The sequence below is a fragment of the Pseudorhizobium flavum genome (assembly GCF_044142885.1).
GTDB lineage: Bacteria > Pseudomonadota > Alphaproteobacteria > Rhizobiales > Rhizobiaceae > Neorhizobium > Neorhizobium flavum.
The window spans coordinates 182977-200388 of sequence record NZ_JBIOKZ010000007.1; the positions used below are offsets into that span (position 1 = coordinate 182977).

General features: G+C 62.2%; 18 protein-coding genes. 15 read left to right on the forward strand and 3 right to left on the reverse strand.

What is annotated here, in order from left to right:
* The 15 genes from livM to ureG all read left to right on the forward strand — a co-directional run bounded on the left by livM (position 1) and on the right by ureG (position 11975).
* A complete protein-coding gene (gene livM / locus ACEPP2_RS15030; protein ID WP_395517046.1) occupies positions 1 to 1389 on the forward strand; it encodes a high-affinity branched-chain amino acid ABC transporter permease LivM in 1389 nt (462 codons plus the stop codon).
* On the forward strand, positions 1389 to 2252 hold the full coding sequence (locus ACEPP2_RS15035; protein ID WP_077549490.1) for an ABC transporter ATP-binding protein: 864 nt from the start codon (positions 1389 to 1391) through the stop codon (positions 2250 to 2252). Before livM ends, ACEPP2_RS15035 begins: the two co-directional genes overlap by 1 nt.
* On the forward strand, positions 2252 to 2980 hold the full coding sequence (locus tag ACEPP2_RS15040) for an ABC transporter ATP-binding protein (RefSeq protein WP_077549489.1): 729 nt from the start codon (positions 2252 to 2254) through the stop codon (positions 2978 to 2980). The genes ACEPP2_RS15035 and ACEPP2_RS15040 overlap by 1 nt, the downstream gene beginning before the upstream one ends.
* Positions 2981 to 3004: 24 nt before the next feature.
* Positions 3005 to 3358: a DUF6867 family protein gene (locus ACEPP2_RS15045; protein ID WP_395517047.1), complete on the forward strand. Its 354-nt coding sequence runs from the start codon at positions 3005 to 3007 to the stop codon at positions 3356 to 3358.
* A 142-nt stretch (positions 3359 to 3500) separates the two neighbouring features.
* On the forward strand, positions 3501 to 4619 hold the full coding sequence (locus ACEPP2_RS15050; RefSeq protein ID WP_077549487.1) for a branched-chain amino acid ABC transporter substrate-binding protein: 1119 nt from the start codon (positions 3501 to 3503) through the stop codon (positions 4617 to 4619).
* 320 nt (positions 4620 to 4939) lie between these two features.
* On the forward strand, positions 4940 to 6133 hold the full coding sequence (locus tag ACEPP2_RS15055) for an alpha/beta hydrolase family esterase (protein ID WP_395517048.1): 1194 nt from the start codon (positions 4940 to 4942) through the stop codon (positions 6131 to 6133).
* Positions 6073 to 6894: an urease accessory protein UreD gene (locus tag ACEPP2_RS15060; RefSeq protein ID WP_395517049.1), complete on the forward strand. Its 822-nt coding sequence runs from the start codon at positions 6073 to 6075 to the stop codon at positions 6892 to 6894. The genes ACEPP2_RS15055 and ACEPP2_RS15060 overlap by 61 nt, the downstream gene beginning before the upstream one ends.
* 19 nt (positions 6895 to 6913) lie before the next feature.
* Complete coding sequence (locus ACEPP2_RS15065) at positions 6914 to 7216, forward strand: urease subunit gamma (protein ID WP_052639069.1); 303 nt, start codon at positions 6914 to 6916, stop codon at positions 7214 to 7216.
* Positions 7217 to 7235: 19 nt separating this feature from the next.
* On the forward strand, positions 7236 to 7541 hold the full coding sequence (locus tag ACEPP2_RS15070; RefSeq protein ID WP_395517050.1) for an urease subunit beta: 306 nt from the start codon (positions 7236 to 7238) through the stop codon (positions 7539 to 7541).
* Positions 7538 to 7945, forward strand: coding sequence for a lysozyme inhibitor LprI family protein (locus tag ACEPP2_RS15075; protein ID WP_077549483.1), 408 nt, complete (start codon positions 7538 to 7540; stop codon positions 7943 to 7945). The genes ACEPP2_RS15070 and ACEPP2_RS15075 overlap by 4 nt, the downstream gene beginning before the upstream one ends.
* A gap of 43 nt (positions 7946 to 7988) precedes the next feature.
* A complete protein-coding gene (ureC, locus tag ACEPP2_RS15080) occupies positions 7989 to 9698 on the forward strand; it encodes an urease subunit alpha (RefSeq protein WP_395517051.1) in 1710 nt (569 codons plus the stop codon).
* A gap of 8 nt (positions 9699 to 9706) precedes the next feature.
* Positions 9707 to 10159, forward strand: a complete 453-nt coding sequence (locus tag ACEPP2_RS15085; RefSeq protein ID WP_395517052.1) for a GNAT family N-acetyltransferase — start codon at positions 9707 to 9709, stop codon at positions 10157 to 10159.
* A 21-nt stretch (positions 10160 to 10180) separates the two neighbouring features.
* Positions 10181 to 10657, forward strand: coding sequence for an urease accessory protein UreE (gene ureE, locus ACEPP2_RS15090; protein ID WP_395517053.1), 477 nt, complete (start codon positions 10181 to 10183; stop codon positions 10655 to 10657).
* A 5-nt stretch (positions 10658 to 10662) separates the two neighbouring features.
* A complete protein-coding gene (locus ACEPP2_RS15095; protein WP_395517054.1) occupies positions 10663 to 11334 on the forward strand; it encodes an urease accessory protein UreF in 672 nt (223 codons plus the stop codon).
* 29 nt (positions 11335 to 11363) lie between these two features.
* Entirely contained in the window at positions 11364 to 11975 is a 612-nt protein-coding gene (gene ureG, locus ACEPP2_RS15100) for an urease accessory protein UreG (RefSeq protein ID WP_052639062.1), read from the forward strand.
* Between the two features lie 19 nt (positions 11976 to 11994).
* Here ureG and ACEPP2_RS15105 read toward each other — a convergent pair whose 3' ends face one another.
* The 3 genes from ACEPP2_RS15105 to ACEPP2_RS15115 form a co-directional block, all read right to left on the reverse strand.
* Positions 11995 to 12678, reverse strand: coding sequence for a Crp/Fnr family transcriptional regulator (locus tag ACEPP2_RS15105; protein ID WP_077549860.1), 684 nt, complete (start codon positions 12676 to 12678; stop codon positions 11995 to 11997).
* A gap of 171 nt (positions 12679 to 12849) precedes the next feature.
* On the reverse strand, positions 12850 to 16185 hold the full coding sequence (locus tag ACEPP2_RS15110; RefSeq protein WP_395517055.1) for an efflux RND transporter permease subunit: 3336 nt from the start codon (positions 16183 to 16185) through the stop codon (positions 12850 to 12852).
* A 13-nt stretch (positions 16186 to 16198) separates the two neighbouring features.
* Positions 16199 to 17395, reverse strand: coding sequence for an efflux RND transporter periplasmic adaptor subunit (locus ACEPP2_RS15115; protein ID WP_395517056.1), 1197 nt, complete (start codon positions 17393 to 17395; stop codon positions 16199 to 16201).
* Positions 17396 to 17412 lie beyond the last annotated feature (17 nt).

The window sequence follows — 17412 nt, forward strand, 5'->3', positions numbered from 1 at the left end:
ATGTCGCAGGCTTCCACTTCCGAAAACACGGGCCTCATGAGCAAGGCCCTGAAGGAAGCGCTCTTCGCGGGCGCCATGGCCTTCGGCCTCTTCCTTCTCTATGTCGGCATCGAGACCTACCAGAACATCAACAACCAGTTGGTCTGGCGCACCCGGTGGGGATTGCTGGCGATCTTCGTTATCGTTGCCGCGGTTAGCCGTTTCGTCGTCGTGGCCTTCGTGAAGCCGCACCTTGACAAGCGAAAGCTCGCCAAAGCCAAGGCGGGGGTCCCGGAAGTATCCGACGAGAAGGGGTTCTTCCACACGCACTTCCTCAAGATCGCGCTCGCCGGCATGCTGATCTATCCCTTTGTGGCGGTGACGCTCGCCGGAACGCAGGGATCACTCAAATATGTCGACAACTTCGGCATCCAGATCCTCATCTACGTCATGCTGGCATGGGGCCTGAATATCGTGGTTGGCCTCGCCGGCCTCCTCGACCTCGGCTATGTCGCCTTCTATGCCGTCGGCGCCTATTCCTACGCCTTGCTCTCCCAGCATTTCGGCCTGTCCTTCTGGGTCCTGTTGCCGTTGTCGGGCATCCTTGCCGCCTTCTGGGGCATCATCCTCGGCTTTCCGGTGCTCCGCCTGCGGGGCGATTACCTTGCCATCGTGACGCTCGCCTTCGGCGAAATCATCCGCCTCGTGCTGATCAACTGGACGGACGTGACCAGGGGCACCTTTGGTATCTCCGGTATCCCGAAAGCATCCTTCTTCGGCATCTGGTCCTTCGACGTCGGAGCAGCGAACAATTTCACCAAGGCGTGGGGACTCTCCATGTCCTCTGCCTACTACAAGATCTTCCTGTTCTACCTGATCCTGGCGCTCTGCTTGCTGACCGCCTATGTGAGCATCAAGCTGCGCCGCATGCCGATCGGCCGCGCGTGGGAAGCCTTGCGTGAGGACGAGATCGCCTGCCGTTCGCTCGGCATCAACACCGTGACCACGAAGCTGACGGCATTTGCCATCGGTGCCATGTTCGGTGGCTTCGCCGGCGCCTTCTTCGCAACCCGGCAGGGCTTCGTCTCACCCGAGAGCTTCGTCTTCCTGGAATCGGCGGTCATCCTCGCGATCGTCGTGCTTGGCGGCATGGGCTCGCTCACCGGCATCGCCATCGCCGCGGTCGTCATGGTCGGCGGTACGGAACTGTTGCGCGAGATGGAGTTCCTGAAGCATGTCTTCGGGCCGGACTTCACGCCGGAACTCTACCGCATGCTGCTGTTCGGACTGGCGATGATCACCGTCATGGTCTTCAAGCCACGCGGTCTGGTCGGTTCGCGTCAGCCGACGGCCTTCCTCAAGGAGCGCAAGGCGGTCTCAGGCAGCTTTACCAAGGAGGGCCACGGCTGATGACCCTCGGAACGAACAGCATGAACAACGACACGATCCTCAAGGTCGACCACCTGTCGATGAAGTTCGGCGGCCTGATGGCCATCAATGACTTCTCGTTCGAGGCCCGCCGGGGCGAAATCACCGCCCTGATCGGCCCCAACGGGGCGGGAAAGACCACCGTCTTCAACTGCATCACCGGCTTCTACAAGCCGACCATGGGCATGATCACCCTGCAGCAGAAGGACGGCGAGACCTATCTTCTCGAGCGGCTTCGGGACTTCGAGATCACCAAGGTCGCGAAGGTATCCCGCACCTTCCAGAACATCCGCCTGTTCTCCGGGCTGACGGTTCTGGAGAACCTTCTCGTGGCGCAGCACAACGCGCTGATGAAGGCATCCGGCTACACGATCCTCGGTCTTCTTGGCCTGCCCGCCTATACCAAGGCATCGGCTGCGGCGATCGACAAGGCAAAGTACTGGCTGGACAAGGCGGATCTCACCGAGCGAGCCGATGATCCTGCGGGCGATCTACCCTATGGCGCTCAGCGTCGCCTGGAGATAGCCCGCGCCATGTGTACGGGACCGGAGCTTCTGTGCCTGGACGAGCCGGCCGCGGGGCTTAATCCGCGCGAGTCGGCGGCGTTGAACGCGTTGTTGCACTCCATCCGCAACGAGGGTGTCTCGATCCTGCTGATCGAGCACGACATGTCGGTGGTGATGGAGATCTCGGACCATGTCGTGGTGCTGGAATACGGCCAGAAGATTTCCGATGGCACGCCGGACCACGTAAAGAACGACCCGAAGGTCATCGCGGCCTATCTCGGCGTCGAGGATGATGAAGTTGAAGAAATCGAGGAAAAACTGGATGAGGGGACCATCTGATGGCTGATGAACCTCTCCTCAAAGTCCAGGGCGTACAGACGTTCTACGGCAATATCCGCGCGCTTGACGGCGTCGACGTGCATGTCAACCGTGGCGAGATCGTGAGCCTGATCGGCGCCAATGGCGCCGGCAAGTCGACGTTGATGATGACGATTTGCGGCAGCCCGCAGGCCCGCCACGGCTCGATTATTTTCGATGGCGAGGATATCACGCAGCAGCCGACGCATCTCATTGCACGGCGTCGCATTGCGCAGTCACCCGAAGGCCGGCGCATCTTCCCGCGCATGACGGTCTACGAGAACCTGCAGATGGGCGCCGGGCTCGACAACCTCAAATACTTCAACGAGGACGTCGAGAAGATCTTCACCCTGTTCCCGCGCCTGAAGGAGCGGCAGAGCCAGCGTGGCGGCACGCTTTCCGGCGGCGAGCAGCAGATGCTGTCGATCGGGCGCGCGCTGATGGCGCGGCCGAAGCTCCTCCTGCTCGACGAGCCGTCGCTCGGGCTCGCGCCGCTGATCATCAAGGGGATCTTCGAAGCCATCAAGAAACTCAACCAGGAAGAGGGACTGACGGTCTTCCTCGTGGAGCAGAACGCTTTTGCCGCGCTGAAGCTGTCGGATCGTGCCTATGTCATGGTCAACGGAAAGGTGACCATGTCTGGAACCGGCAAGGAACTGCTGACGAATCCTGAAGTGCGCGCTGCCTACCTCGAGGGTGGCCGGCATTGATCGGCGCGACTGGGAGAGATTGAAATGCAAGGTTTATTCTTTGAAACGGATACCGGCGTTCGCTACGTCCTGCGCGGACTGGTCCTGCTGATCGGCTTCTGGACCGCGTGGCGGACTGGAAAGGCTGTGGCCGAGGGGTGGGACAATTATCCCACCGTCATCGTCTACACCTTGCTGCTCGCGATCGTGATGCGGTTCCTTCACTACGCCCTGTTCCAGGGACCGTTTATCAGCCCCTTCTTCTACGTCATCGACGTGGTGCTGCTGCTGGTATTCTCGACGATCGGATTCCGCGTTTTTCGCACCCGCCAGATGGTCAACAACTACTACTGGCTCTACGAACGCACCTCAGCTTTCTCATGGAAGAAGAAAGATTGACAGTCACGGAAAACTGGCCTCACATTGGGGAAAGGTTCAACCGTGACAAGACCTTAGAGTGGAACAGTTTCCGGCGCGATAATGGTGGGTATCGCGCAGGCTTTCTCAACCCAACCCGCTTATAAAAACTGGGAGTAACATGATGAAGAAGTCTCTTCTTTCGGCCGTCGCACTGACAGCTGTGGTCGCTTTTGGCGGCAGCGCATGGGCTGACGTGCTGATCGGCGTCGGTGGTCCGTTCACCGGTCCGAACGCTGCCTTTGGTGCGCAGCTCCAGAAGGGTGCCGAGCAGGCGGCTGCAGAGATCAATGCTGCCGGCGGCCTTAACGGCGAACAGGTCCGCATCGTCCTCGGCGACGACGTCTCCGACCCGAAGCAGGGTATCTCCGTGGCGAACAAGTTCGTCGCCGATGGTGTCAAGTTCGTCGTCGGTCACTTCAACTCCGGCGTCTCGATCCCGGCTTCGGAAGTCTATGCCGAGAACGGCATCCTGCAGATTTCGCCGGCATCGACCAACCCGACCTTCACCGAGCGCGGCCTCTGGAACACCTTCCGCACCTGCGGCCGTGACGACCAGCAGGGCTCGATCGCCGGTGCTTACCTTGCCGAAAAGTTCAAGGACGCCAAGATCGCGATCATCGATGACAAGACCCCCTACGGTCAGGGTCTTGCCGAAGAAACGAAGAAGGCAATGAATGCTGCCGGCGTCACCGAAGTCGTCCGCGAAGGCGTCAACACCGGCGACAAGGACTTCTCCGCCCTCATCGCCAAGATGAAGGAAGCCGGTGTTTCGATCATCTACTGGGGCGGCCTCCACACGGAAGCCGGCCTGATCATCCGCCAGGCTGCCGACCAGGGCCTCGACGCCACACTCGTTTCGGGTGACGGCATCGTCTCCAACGAGCTCGCCTCGATCGCCGGCGATGCCGTCGAAGGCACGCTCAACACCTTCGGCCCCGACCCGCGTCTGGCGCCGCAGAACAAGGAACTGGTCGAGAAGTTCCGTGCTTCGGGCTTCGAACCGGAAGCCTACACACTCTACTCCTATGCCTCCATGCAGGTGATCGCAGGCGCAGCCAAGGCCGCTGGCTCCAACGATCCGGAAGCCGTTGCCGAAGCGATGAAGGCTAATACCTTCCCGACCGCTCTGGGCGACATGGGCTTCGACGAGAAGGGCGACCCGAAGCTTCCGGGCTACGTCATGTACGAGTGGAAGAAGGGCGACGACGGCAACTACAGCTACTTCCAGAAGGAAGACTGATCGTAGCACGCAGTTCCCGAATTTCTGGAGGCCCGGCGCAAGCTGGGCCTTTCGGTTTCATGTGGTTAGTGCTCGGAGTCTGGAGCCGGCAGATGCAGTTCCGCCGGTCATCGATGAATTTGACCAATCTGAGTTCCAGTTTCTCCAATGTCCAAGTTGAGGCGAAAGAATGGCGAGCTATTACTGTTAGCGGGTCAATATTCGCATAGCTTCCATTCGTTTTAATCGTTTCACCATTCCCTAATGAATGCTATCACCGCGTCAGTTATCCAACAGGCCGCAGAGAGTTGAAACCCTGCACCCCGCTAGCGAGGCGCTTGATGGCATTTGCACGCATTGATGGTTTTTCCGGTTCCGCCGCTCTTGCCAGGTTGATCGCCGCAGGAGCGTTTTTCTTGGGCGCAAACGCCGCGCTTGCTGATGGATGCGGCCAGCCAATCCAGCCGGGCCGGCATGAGTTCACGGTCCAGTCGACGGACGCTGATCGTACCGGTGTCATCTTCGTACCGTCGTCCTATGCCGGGACCGAGAAGGTTCCGGTGGTCTTCGACTTCCACGGCAGTCACAGCAACCCCGTCGGGCAGTTGAAGCGCAGTTCGTGGGACCAGGTGGCGGAAAAGGAGGGTTTCATCGTCGTGGCCCTGCAGGGCAGCCTTGCGGGGGCCTTTGATGGAACCCACGCCTGGAACGTGCCGCTGGTGACGACGCAGGAGGGCGGACTTGACGAAGTCGCCTTCATTGGTGCCGCGGTCAAGGCTGTCGAGCAGGCGGCTTGCGTCGACCGCAGCCGCATCTATGCTTCCGGCTATTCGGGCGGCGGGCGGATGCTCTCGCAATACATCTGCAGTGGCCGCAGCGATTTCGCGGCCGCCGGCTTCGTCCATTCCTTGAGGGCAGGGGCGCCTGTGAACGTGGACGGGCAGTGGAAGCCTGATGGGGCAACCTGCGCTCCGTCCCGGCCGATGTCGATCATTGCCTTCGCCGGCGAGAAGGACGATGCCAATCCCTATGCTGGTGGCGGCAAACCCTACTGGCAATACGGTTTCCTCACTGCCCTGCAGCGCTGGAGCCAGATGGATGGCTGCACGGGCGACGCCGTGACCCATACGGTCGGCGACGTCACGCAGCGCCTCTACGATACCTGTAAGGCCGGCGCGCGCATTGCTGCCTATGTCTACGCCAATGGTACGCATGCCTGGCCGAAGACTGCGCCTGCCGAAGGCATGATGGCTTCGGCCTCGTCCTCCTCTTCGCAGTCCGGCGTCGTGCAGGTCGCGTCGGTGGTCAAGGCGTCAGCCTTCGATCCGTCTGTTGATCCGGCTCCGCGGATGTGGGAATTCTTCCTTGAAGCCGACAAGCGCAATATCGTCGCGGAGGCAGCGCCGGCCATCATGAAGACTGGCACGGCTGTTGCTTCCGATTGTGCTGTGAACGGTGATCTTCAGGGGACGAATTGCAGCAGCCAGCCGAGCAATATGCGCCGCAGCGCGCAGGGGGTAAGGGACGCCTTGTAACCAAGCCTCTCGACGGGCGGACGCGGCTTTCCGAGTTCTACCAGGAAGGCTGCGCAAAAATTCGCCTTCCCGAAACATTCTCGCCCGATATGGAGGCGATCCTCATCAATACGTCAGGGGGACTGACGGGCGGCGACGTGATCGAATGGTCCGTCGCCGCCTCTGATTCCACCCGATTGACAGTCACGACACAGGCGAATGAGAAGGTTTACAAGGCCTCTGCCGGCACTGCCTCCGTGACCACCCGGCTCGCCGCCGGCGCCAATGCGAGCCTTCACTGGCTGCCGCAGGAAACCATCCTATTCGACCAATCCTCCCTCAGCCGGCGGCTTGACGTCGATCTTCACGAGACGGCAGAGTTCCTCGCCGTCGAAGCCGTCCTCATGGGACGGCAGGCGATGGGCGAGCGGCTCCGTCACGGTCTCTTCCGGGATCGCTGGCGCGTGCGGCAGGGCGGTCGCCTGCTGCACGCGGAAGAGATGCGGCTTGATGGCGAGATCGATCTGGTCGGCTCCGCGAATGCCACCCTCGGTGGCGAGACTGCCTTTGCCACGATCCTCTATGCCGGACCTCTGGCGGAGGCTATGCTGGCCAAGGTGCGCGAGGTGCTCGGCAACGGCAATGGCGGTGCCAGTTGTTGGCAAGGCAAGCTTATTGTCCGGATGATCGCTCCGAGCGGCTTCGAACTCAGAAAAGTGCTGGTACCGGTAATTGCCGTATTGCGAAACGGCGCGCCGGTGCCGAAGGTCTGGAACATTTGACGGCAAGCGCAGGACCAAGATGAACCTCACCCCCAGGGAAAAAGACAAGCTGCTGATATCCATGGCCGCCATGGTGGCGCGGCGGCGGCTGGAGCGCGGCGTCAAGCTCAACCATCCGGAGGCGATCGCGCTGATCACGGATTTTGTCGTAGAAGGGGCACGCGACGGCCGCTCCGTGGCGGATCTGATGGAGGCGGGCGCCCACGTCATCACCCGCAGCCAGGTGATGGAAGGTGTCGCGGAGATGATCCACGACGTGCAGGTCGAGGCGACGTTCCCTGACGGTACGAAGCTCGTCACCGTACATGAACCGATACGTTAAACAGGTGCGAGGCTGATTCATGATCCCGGGCGAAGTCATTGCTGCTGCTGGTGAAATCGAGTTGAATTCCGGTGCGCCAACGATCACAATCGAGGTCTCGAATACCGGCGACCGCCCGATCCAGGTCGGCAGCCACTACCATTTCTTCGAGACCAATGAAGGGCTCTCCTTTCCGCGTGAGATGACCCGCGGCATGCGGCTCGATATCCCCGCCGGCACGGCGGTCCGCTTCGAGCCGGGCCAGACCCGGCAGGTGACGCTGATCCCGCTGTCCGGATCGCGTAAGGTTTTCGGTTTCCAGCAGAAGGTCATGGGGCCGCTATGAAGAAGCTGGTGATGTTGTCGGCGATGCTGATGGCGGCATCCGCGCTCGCCCAGGAGGATGCCGAGTTCGACTGTGCGAATACCTCGGTACAGTGGCAGCTGAACGAGTGCGAGGCTCAGGCATGGCAGGAGGCTGATGAACAGCTGAATGCACAATATCAGGAATCGCGCCGAGTCATGAAAGCCTGGGATGCGGAAGCTTCGGATATGGCCGGAGCCGAGGAGGCGCTGGTAAGGGCGCAGCGCGCGTGGATCGCCTTCCGTGATGCTCAGTGTACCTTCCGTGGCTACCAAGCGCGGGGCGGCAGCATGGAACCCATGCTCATCTATGGCTGCCAGGCGGAACTGACACGGCAGCGAACGCTGCAATTGAAGGAACAGACGGATCTCATGGGCGGCAACTGACGCGCAATCCGGCCGGCTCAACACGTCCTCAAAAGGTCTCTTCATGCCCCACAAGATCTCCCGCGCCGCTTACGCCTCCATGTTCGGCCCAACCGTCGGCGACAAGGTGCGGCTCGCCGACACCGAACTCTTCATCGAGGTGGAGAAGGACTTCACCACCTATGGCGAGGAGGTGAAGTTCGGCGGCGGCAAGGTGATCCGCGACGGCATGGGGCAAAGCCAGGCGACCCGCGCCGAAGGCGCTGTCGACACCGTCATTACCAATGCGCTGATCGTCGACCACACAGGCATCTACAAGGCCGATATCGGCCTCAAGGACGGCCGCATCCACGCGATCGGCAAGGCCGGCAATCCGGATACCCAGCCGGGCGTGAGCATCATTGTCGGGCCCTCGACCGAGGCCATCGCTGGTGAAGGCAAGATCCTGACCGCCGGCGGCATGGACGCGCATATCCACTACATCTGCCCGCAGCAGATCGAGGAAGCTCTGATGAGCGGTTTCACCTGCATGCTGGGCGGCGGCACGGGTCCTGCCCATGGCACTCTCGCCACGACTTGCACCGGCGCCTGGCACATCGAACGGATGATCGAGAGTTTCGATGCCTTCCCGATGAACCTTGCGCTCGCCGGCAAGGGCAATGCATCGCTGCCGGCGCCGCTGGAGGAGATGATCCTGTCTGGCGCCTCGTCGCTGAAGCTGCACGAGGACTGGGGCACGACACCGGCGGCGATCGACAACTGCCTGACGGTCGCCGACGAATACGACGTGCAGGTGATGATCCACACGGACACGCTGAACGAGTCCGGCTTCGTCGAGAACACGGTGGCGGCAATAAAGGGACGCACCATCCACGCCTTCCATACGGAAGGGGCGGGCGGTGGCCACGCGCCGGACATCATCAAGGTCTGCGGTCAACCGAACGTCATCCCATCTTCGACCAATCCGACCCGGCCTTACACGGTCAATACGCTTGCCGAACACCTCGACATGCTGATGGTCTGCCACCATCTGTCGCCGTCGATCCCGGAAGATATCGCCTTCGCAGAAAGCCGCATCCGCAAGGAGACGATCGCGGCGGAGGACATCCTGCACGATATCGGTGCCTTCTCGATCATCTCTTCCGATAGCCAGGCCATGGGCCGTGTCGGTGAGGTGGCGATCCGCACCTGGCAGACGGCCGACAAGATGAAGCGCCAGCGCGGCCGACTGAAGGAGGAGACGGGCGAGAACGACAACTTCCGCGTCCGTCGCTATATCGCCAAGTACACGATCAACCCGGCGATCGCCCATGGCGTATCCCACGAGATCGGGTCCGTGGAAGTCGGCAAGCGGGCGGATCTGGTACTGTGGAACCCCGCCTTCTTCGGCGTGAAGCCGGAAATGGTGCTGCTCGGCGGGTCCATCGCAGCGGCCCCGATGGGTGATCCGAACGCTTCCATTCCGACGCCGCAGCCGATGCACTACCGGCCGATGTTCGCCGCCTACGGCAAGCTCAGGACCAATTCCTCCGTCACCTTCGTCTCGCAGGCTTCGCTCGATGCCGGGCTCGCGCAACGCCTCGGCGTGGCAAAGAAGCTGGTCGCGGTGAAGAACGTACGTGGCGGCATCTCCAAGGCGTCGATGATCCACAATTCTCTGACGCCCAATATCGAGGTCGACCCGGAAACCTACGAGGTGCGTGCCGATGGCGAGCTCTTGACCTGCGAGCCGGCGACCGTCCTGCCGATGGCGCAGCGCTATTTCCTGTTCTGAGGATGACCTTGAAACCTGTATCTGTCAGAGCGTTGACGTCCCTCGACGGGGAGCCGTGGTCAAAGCTGCGGCAAGCCCTGTGGCCGGATCAACCGGCTGACGCGCATCTGGTCGAGATAGAGGAGATGCTGGGCGGGCAGGTCGGTGCCGGCTACGGTGCGTTCAGCCCCGACGGCGCGCTCGTAGCCTTTGCGGAGGTCTCGATCCGTGCCTATGCCAATGGCTGTACCTCAACGCCGGTACCGTTTCTCGAAGGAATATTCGTTGAAGAGCGCAGCAGGCGAATGGGAATTGCTGGCCTGCTGCTGGCCCAGATCGAGTCCGATCTTCGGGCCAGAGGTTTCATCGAGCTCTGTTCGGACGCCGAGATGCACAACACCTCCTCCCATCTTGCCCATCGACAGTGGGGCTTTGTCGAGACAGAACGGGTTATTTACTTCCGCAAGCCACTGGGCACATGATCCTCGCTCAAGGATGAACGCATGCAACGCATCACCGCCTACCACCATGCCGGTGTCATCACCGATCCTCCGGTCGACACGATCGCCTTGCCGCATGACCTGCGGCATCTCCGCCGCAAGGTGCTTCACCTTACCAACGGCGAGATGGTGATGCTGGACCTCAAGGAGCCGGTGCTGCTTGCCGAAGGCGACCGGCTGATCCTCGAGGACGGCAGCAATGTTGCGATCGCCGCCGCGCCGGAGAAGCTCTTCGAGATCACCGCGCGGGACCGCCTGCATCTCACGGAGCTCGCCTGGCACCTGGGCAACCGGCATCTATCGGCGCAGATCGAGGAGGAGCGCATCCTCATCCTGCGCGACCATGTCATCCGCAAGATGCTGGAGGGGCTTGGTGCGACGGTCGGCGAGGTCGAGGAACCCTTCCATCCTGTTCGCGGTGCCTACCACGCCCAAGGCGGGCACTCGCACGGACATGATCATCCCCATGCGCACGATTGAGCCAGATGGGTGAGGGGCTGCAGACGCAGGCACTGCTTCGCCTGATGGCGTGGATGTCGCCCGCCTTCCCGATCGGCAGCTTTGCCTGGTCGGGCGGGCTCGAGCGGGCCGTGCATGACGGACTGGTGAAGGATGCGGACGACCTGGCGCCCTGGCTCGACACGATCCTCGGCCATGGCAGCCTCTGGAATGACGCGATCCTGTTCGCCGAGGCTTGGCGGAGCCATGCTGACACAGAAGCGCTACGGGAGCTATCCGAACTGGGGCTGGCACTTGCCGGTTCAAGCGAGCGACACTTTGAAACGCTGTCGCTGGGAAAGGCCTTTGCTGCAGCTGCAACCGCCTGGTCCCATGAGGTTCTCGGACGGCTACCGCAAGACGTGCCGTTTCCGGTGGCGGTGGGTGCGATTGCCGCTGCCCATGCCGTGCCGCTTGAGGACGCGCTGGCGGCTTTCCTGCATGCAGCAATTTCGCAGGCCATTTCGGCCGCTATCCGCTTGGGTGCCTGCGGGCAGGCACAGGGGCTGGCGATACTGGCTGAACGGGAGCGGCGCATCCTAGATGTCTGCCGTCGCGCCTCCGCCAGCACGCTGGATGCGCTCGGCACCGCAGCCATCCAGGCGGAGATCGCCTCGCTCAAGCACGAGACCCAGCATTCCAGGCTCTTTCGATCCTGACGAAGGCCTGTCGAGGAAAGGACAAGATGATGAAATCTGCGAACGGACCGTTGCGCGTCGGCATCGGCGGCCCTGTTGGCTCCGGCAAGACCGCGCTGACGGAAAAGCTCTGCAAGGCGATGCGCGAGGACTATTCCGTCGCTGTGGTGACCAACGACATCTACACGCGGGAAGACGCCGAGGCGCTGGTGCGGATGCAGGCGCTGTCTTCCGACCGTATTGTCGGGGTGGAGACCGGAGGCTGCCCGCACACCGCTATCCGAGAGGATGCGACGATCAACCTGCAGGCAATCGCAGGTCTCAACGAGCGCTTCCCCGACCTGGATGTCGTCTTCATCGAGTCCGGCGGAGACAACCTGGCTGCCACCTTCTCACCGGATCTCGCCGACCTTACCATCTACGTGATCTCCACCTGCCAGGGCGAGGAGATCCCGCGCAAGGGCGGGCCGGGGATCACGCGTTCAGACCTGCTGGTGATCAACAAGAAGGACCTGGCACCCTATGTCGGCGTCGATCTAGACGTGATGGACCGTGACGCCCACAGGATGCGGGAGGCCAAGCCGCATCTCTTCACTGACCTGAAGCGCGGCGACGGCGTCGATCACGTGGTACGGTTCCTTAAGGAGAACGGTGGCCTCTGAAGGCGGCGTAGCCCATCCTTCAGACGTCCCGCAACGACTTCACGTCGCTGATCTGGATGATGCGACCGCGGACGGTGACACCGGCGCGACGCAGGGATGAGAAGGCGCGTGACAGGGCCTCGGGCGCCAGGCCCAGCATGCCGGCGAGAAGGCTCTTCTGGAACGGCAGGCGGACGGATGCCGGACCGCCATCTACGGGACAGGCCTTCAGCAGGTATTCGGCCACGCGTTGCGGAGCGGTGTGTAGACGGTCATTCGCAACGCAGTCCATCGTCGTCAGCAGATGGTGTGACAGACAGGACATCAGAGCCTTGGCGATATCGGGCTCCTGCTCGGCCAAGTGGCGCGCGGTGCGAATCTCGAAACGGGCAAGTGTCGTGTTTTCGGCCGTCTGTGCATTGAAGCGGTAGATGTCGTCGCCGTAGATCAGGCATTCCGCAAAGGTGTCGCCCGGACCGCAGATACGGATATCCGCTTCGCGGCCTTCCCGGTTCAGGCGGTAGAGGCGGACGTAGCCCGAAAGCACGCAGTAGAAATGGTCGGCGGTCATGCCTTCGCGGAAGACGATATGGCGGGCGGGGGCGCTGGAAATGGACGCCGCGTTCAGCATCTTCACCAGCGCTTCCCCACTCAGGCCGGCCATGAACGGCGCCCGAACCAGAACGGCTTTGTCGCGGCTATTCACTCTCAGGCTCTTGTTCATGGTGACCGTCGGTTTTTCCATCGCGATAGGCGGTTGCTCGTGGAATCCTGGAACCAAATCTAGCATCTGCGACAAGAATGCCTTTGACATCGATCAAACAGGAAAGCGGTTCCCATGAACGGAAAAGGCCGGGTTCTCACCCGGCCTTTTCAGTTGGTATCGCTCTTTAGGCTATTCTGCAGCCCATGGCGTCATTCGCATGACGTTCGACCCGGGTGAGGTACCGGACGCTTTGTCGTCATTGGCGCCCTTCTGCTTCTCGATGGAAGCGAGGCGTTCCTCGAGCGTCGCAATCGAAGAGGCGGCCTCGTGCGCACGGCGGCTGAGCTCCTCAGTCGAGAGGCTCACGGCTTCCTCCTCCTTCTTGCCGAACATGCCGCCGAAGATGCGGCCGAGCAGTCGCGATACGTCGTCCATGATCAGGAAGAAGGCAGGCACCACGACCAGTGACAGGACGGTCGAGACGATGATGCCGCCGATCACCGCAATCGCCATCGGGGAACGGAAGGAGCCACCTTCGCCGACGCCGAGCGCGGACGGCAGCATGCCGGCCGACATGGCGATGGACGTCATGATGATCGGCCGGGCACGCTTGCGGCCGGCTTCCACCATGGCATGAACCCGCTCCATCCCGTGGCGGCGCATCTCGATCGCGAAGTCCACCAGCAGGATGGCGTTCTTCGTGACGATCCCCATCAGCATCAGGATGCCGATCAGAACCGGCATGGAGAGCGAGTTCTGGGTGATGATCAAAGCCACCGCCACGCCGCCGATGGCGAGCGGCAGCGAGAAGAGGATGGTGAACGGCTGGATGACGTCCTTGAACAACAGGATCAGCACCACCAGTACCATCAGCAGGCCGAGAAGCATGGCATTGCCGAAGCTCTGGACCATCTCGGCCTGAACCTTGGCGTCGCCACTCTCCGCCAGCCGCACCGTCGCCGGAAGCTCCGTCGCATCGACAATGCGCTTGAACTCCTCCGTTGCGGTATCGAGCGCGGTCCCGAAGGGAACGTCGGAGCCGATCGCCACGACGCGGCTTCGGTCGTTGCGCTTGATCGAGCTCGGGCCTTCCGCATAGTCGATGTCGGCCACGCTGTAGAGCGGTACCGTCTCGCCGGACGCGGTCTTGATCTTCAGCGCGCGGATAGACGCGAGGTCCCGCCGCAGGTCGAGCGATGCCTGGACTCGGATCGGGATCTGCCGGTCGTCGATCGACATCTTGGCAAGCTGCGCGTCAATGTCGCCGATGGTTGCGACGCGGACCGTTTCGGCGATCTGCTGCGGCGTGATGCCGAGCCGGGCCGTTTCATCCTTGCGCGGGCGGATCTGCAGTTCCGGCCGCGGCAGAGCACCTTCCGAGCTGACATTGGCGAGGATCGGCGAGGCGCGCAGCCGCGACTCCAGGAGGCTCACGGCTTCGTTCAGGTCCTGCTCGCTGGACGAGAGGAAGTTGAAGCTGAGTTCGCGCTCCGCGCGGTCATTGAGCTTGGAGATGCGGACGTCCGGAATGGTCCGCACCTTCTCGAACAATTCCCGTTCGACCTCCCACTGCGGCCGGGTGCGGCCGTGGTCCGGGATCTTGGGAACCAGGTCGCCCAGCAGCGGAATGCCGCCAAGGCCCTTGTTAACCAGGGTCTTCAGAAGCGAGTGGTCGATGTTCTGCAGGATCACGCGAACCGTCGCCCGGCGCAGTTCCAGATCACCCTTGGGCGACGCGCCGCCGAGGATGAAGACGCTCTCGACGCCGTCGATGTCGCGGACGGCATCGTAGATGACGTCGGTGGTTGCGGCGGTCTCGTCCAGTGTCGCGTTCGGCGGCAGTTCGACGGAGAGCACGATGCGCGATGAGTCCTCCGGCGGCATGAAGCTGCCCGGCACCTGGCTCAGCAACGCAATCGATCCAACCAGGAAGGCAATGGCGCCAAGCAGCGTCGCATAGCGCATATACCACTTGCGCGTCGTGCCGGTGACGAGGCGCGTATAGGCCTTCATCAACCGGCCGTCATTGTCCTGGTGGTCCTCCATCGCGTCTTCGGCGCGCATCCAGTAGGCGGCCATCAGCGGTGTGATCAGACGCGCCACCATCAGCGAGAAGAAGACGGAGAAGGCGACCGTCAAGCCGAACTGGATGAAGTACTGGCCCGGAATGCCCGGCATGAAGGACACGGGCACGAAGACGGCAATAATGGTGAAGCTCGTCGCTATCACCGCAAGACCGATCTCGTCGGCGGCCTCCAGCGCGGCGCGATAGGGCGTCTTGCCCATCTTGATGTGACGGGCAATGTTCTCGATCTCGACGATCGCGTCGTCGACGAGGATCCCCGTCGCGAGCGTCAGCGCCAGGAAGCTGACGAGGTTCAGCGAGAAGCCGAGCAGGTCCATCACCCAGAAGGTCGGGATGGCGGAAAGGGGCAGGGCCACGGCTGCAATGATCGTCGCCCGCCAGTTGCGGAGGAAGAGCATCACGACGATGACGGCGAGAAGCGCGCCCTCCATCAGTGTATGAAGCGCGGCCTCGTAGTTGCCGTAGGTGAAGTAGACGGAATCGTCGACCATCTCGATCGTGACGCCGGGATGGGCGGCGCGAACCGTTTCAAGACTTTCCGCCACCGTCTCCGCAACCGAGACCTCGCTTGCACCCTTGGCGCGGAAGACGGCAAACGTCACCGACGGGGAGCCGTTGAAGCGTGAGAAGGACTTCGGTTCCTCATAGGTGTCGGTGATGGCGCCAAGTTCAGACAGCTTGACGAAGCGGCCGCCGGAAAGCGCGATCGTGGTATCTGCGAGCTGCGTAACGGTGCGGGCATCGCCGAGCGTACGGATCGTCTGTTCGTTGCCAGCCACCTGGCCGCGGCCGGACCCAAGATCGACGTTGGTGCCGCGAAGCTGGCTGTTCACGTCGACTGCGGTGATGCCGTAGGAATCCAGTTTCGCGGGGTTGAGCGCGACGCGGACTTCGCGGTCAGCGCCGCCATAACGGTCGATACGGCCGATCCCCGGCTGTCCCTGCAGTTCACGCTTGATCGTATCATCGACGAACCAGGACAGCTCCTCGAGCGTCATGTTCGGGGAGGTGACGGAGAAGGTCTGGATCGCCTGGCCTTCGACGTCGATCTTCGAGACCACCGGTTCCTCGGCGCTCGCAGGAAGATTGCTGCGAATGCGGTCAATCGCATCCTTCGTGTCCTGAACGGCTTCGTCCGTCGGCTTCTCGATGCGGAAGAGCACGACGGTTTGGGACTGGCCGTCGGTCACTGTGGACTGTATCTCGTCCACTCCGCTGATGGAGGCGACGGCGTCCTCGACTTCTTTCGTCACCTGCATCTCGAGTTCGGCCGGCGACGCGCCGCTCTGTGCGACGGTGACGGAGACGACAGGAACGTCGATGTTCGGGAAGCGCGTGATGGGCAGCGAGTAGAAGGACTGCAGCCCCATGAAGAGCAGCAGCGCAAAGCCGAGCAGCGGCGCGATCGGATTGCGGATCGACCAGGCGGAGAAGTTCATCTTTCGTCCTCGATCAGTTCGACACGGTCGATGCAGCGGGCACCGGCTTGATCCGGTCACCATCCCGCACGAAGGCACCGGCCTTCTCGACGACCATGTCGCCAGTTGCCAGCCCGCTTGTCACCTCGACGAAGCCGCCATCCTGAATGCCGATGGCTACCTCGACCTGCTTCACGACCCCGTCTTCCACCTTGCGGGCGTACGAGCCGTCACGTGCTGTTGTCACTGCGGAAAGAGGCAAGGCGAGGGCGGTCTTCTCATCGATGATGATTTCGGCGTTGCCATACATCCCGGCGCGCGCGCCGCTCTTCTCGTCAATGTCGATGCGCACATAGCCGAGCCGGCTGACAGGATCGACCGTCGGCGATACGAGGCGCACTTCGCCCTCGATCTTGGTGCGGCCGCCGGCAATAGCGATCATCGCCCGCTGGCCGGGCTCGATTCTGTGGATGTCCGTTTCGGTCAGTTCGGCGACGAGTTCGAGAGCACCGTCGCGGATAACGGTAAAGAGGGGTTCGCCGGCGCCGCTGGCAATCGCGCCAATCTTTGCATTGCGCGCCGAGACAATCCCGGCAACAGGGGTCTTCACCGCGGTCCGGGCGAGCTTCAGGTCGATGTCGGCAATCTGGCTCTCGACAACCTTGATGTCCGCCTCGCCCACCGAGATGGCCTGCTGTGCTGCCTGGAGGCGCGCTTCGGCCACTTCGGCGGCCGCCGTCGCCCGTTCGACTTCGGCGACCGAACTGGTGCCGGTCTTCCCCAGCCTCGTTGCGCGGTCACGCTGGCGTATGGCGTCATCCAGGTTGGCCTGGGCTTCGACGACTTGGGCGCGGTATTGCGCAAGCCCGGCCTCGGCCTTTGCCTTGTTGGCTTCCAACTGGCTCTTCTGCAGGATCAGCGTGTCTTCATTCAGCGTCGCGAGAACCTGCTCGGCCTCGACCTCGTCGCCCACATCGGCTTCCAGCGTGCGGATCGACAAGCCATCCACGAGCGGCTGGACGTAGACCTCCTGCACGGCCCGGATCGTTCCTGTAGCAATAACGCGGTCGGTCAGTTCCCGCTCTACCGCCTCGGTGACGATGATCGACGGCAGGGTAGCCTCGGGTGTGGCTGCCGGCTGAGCGTTCTCCTGTGCCGCACCGGGGAGTGCAGCAAGAGAGAACAGGGCAGCCGGTATGATACAGGCCAGGCGAAGAGACGTGCGAAGCATGCGTACGGGATCCAGTT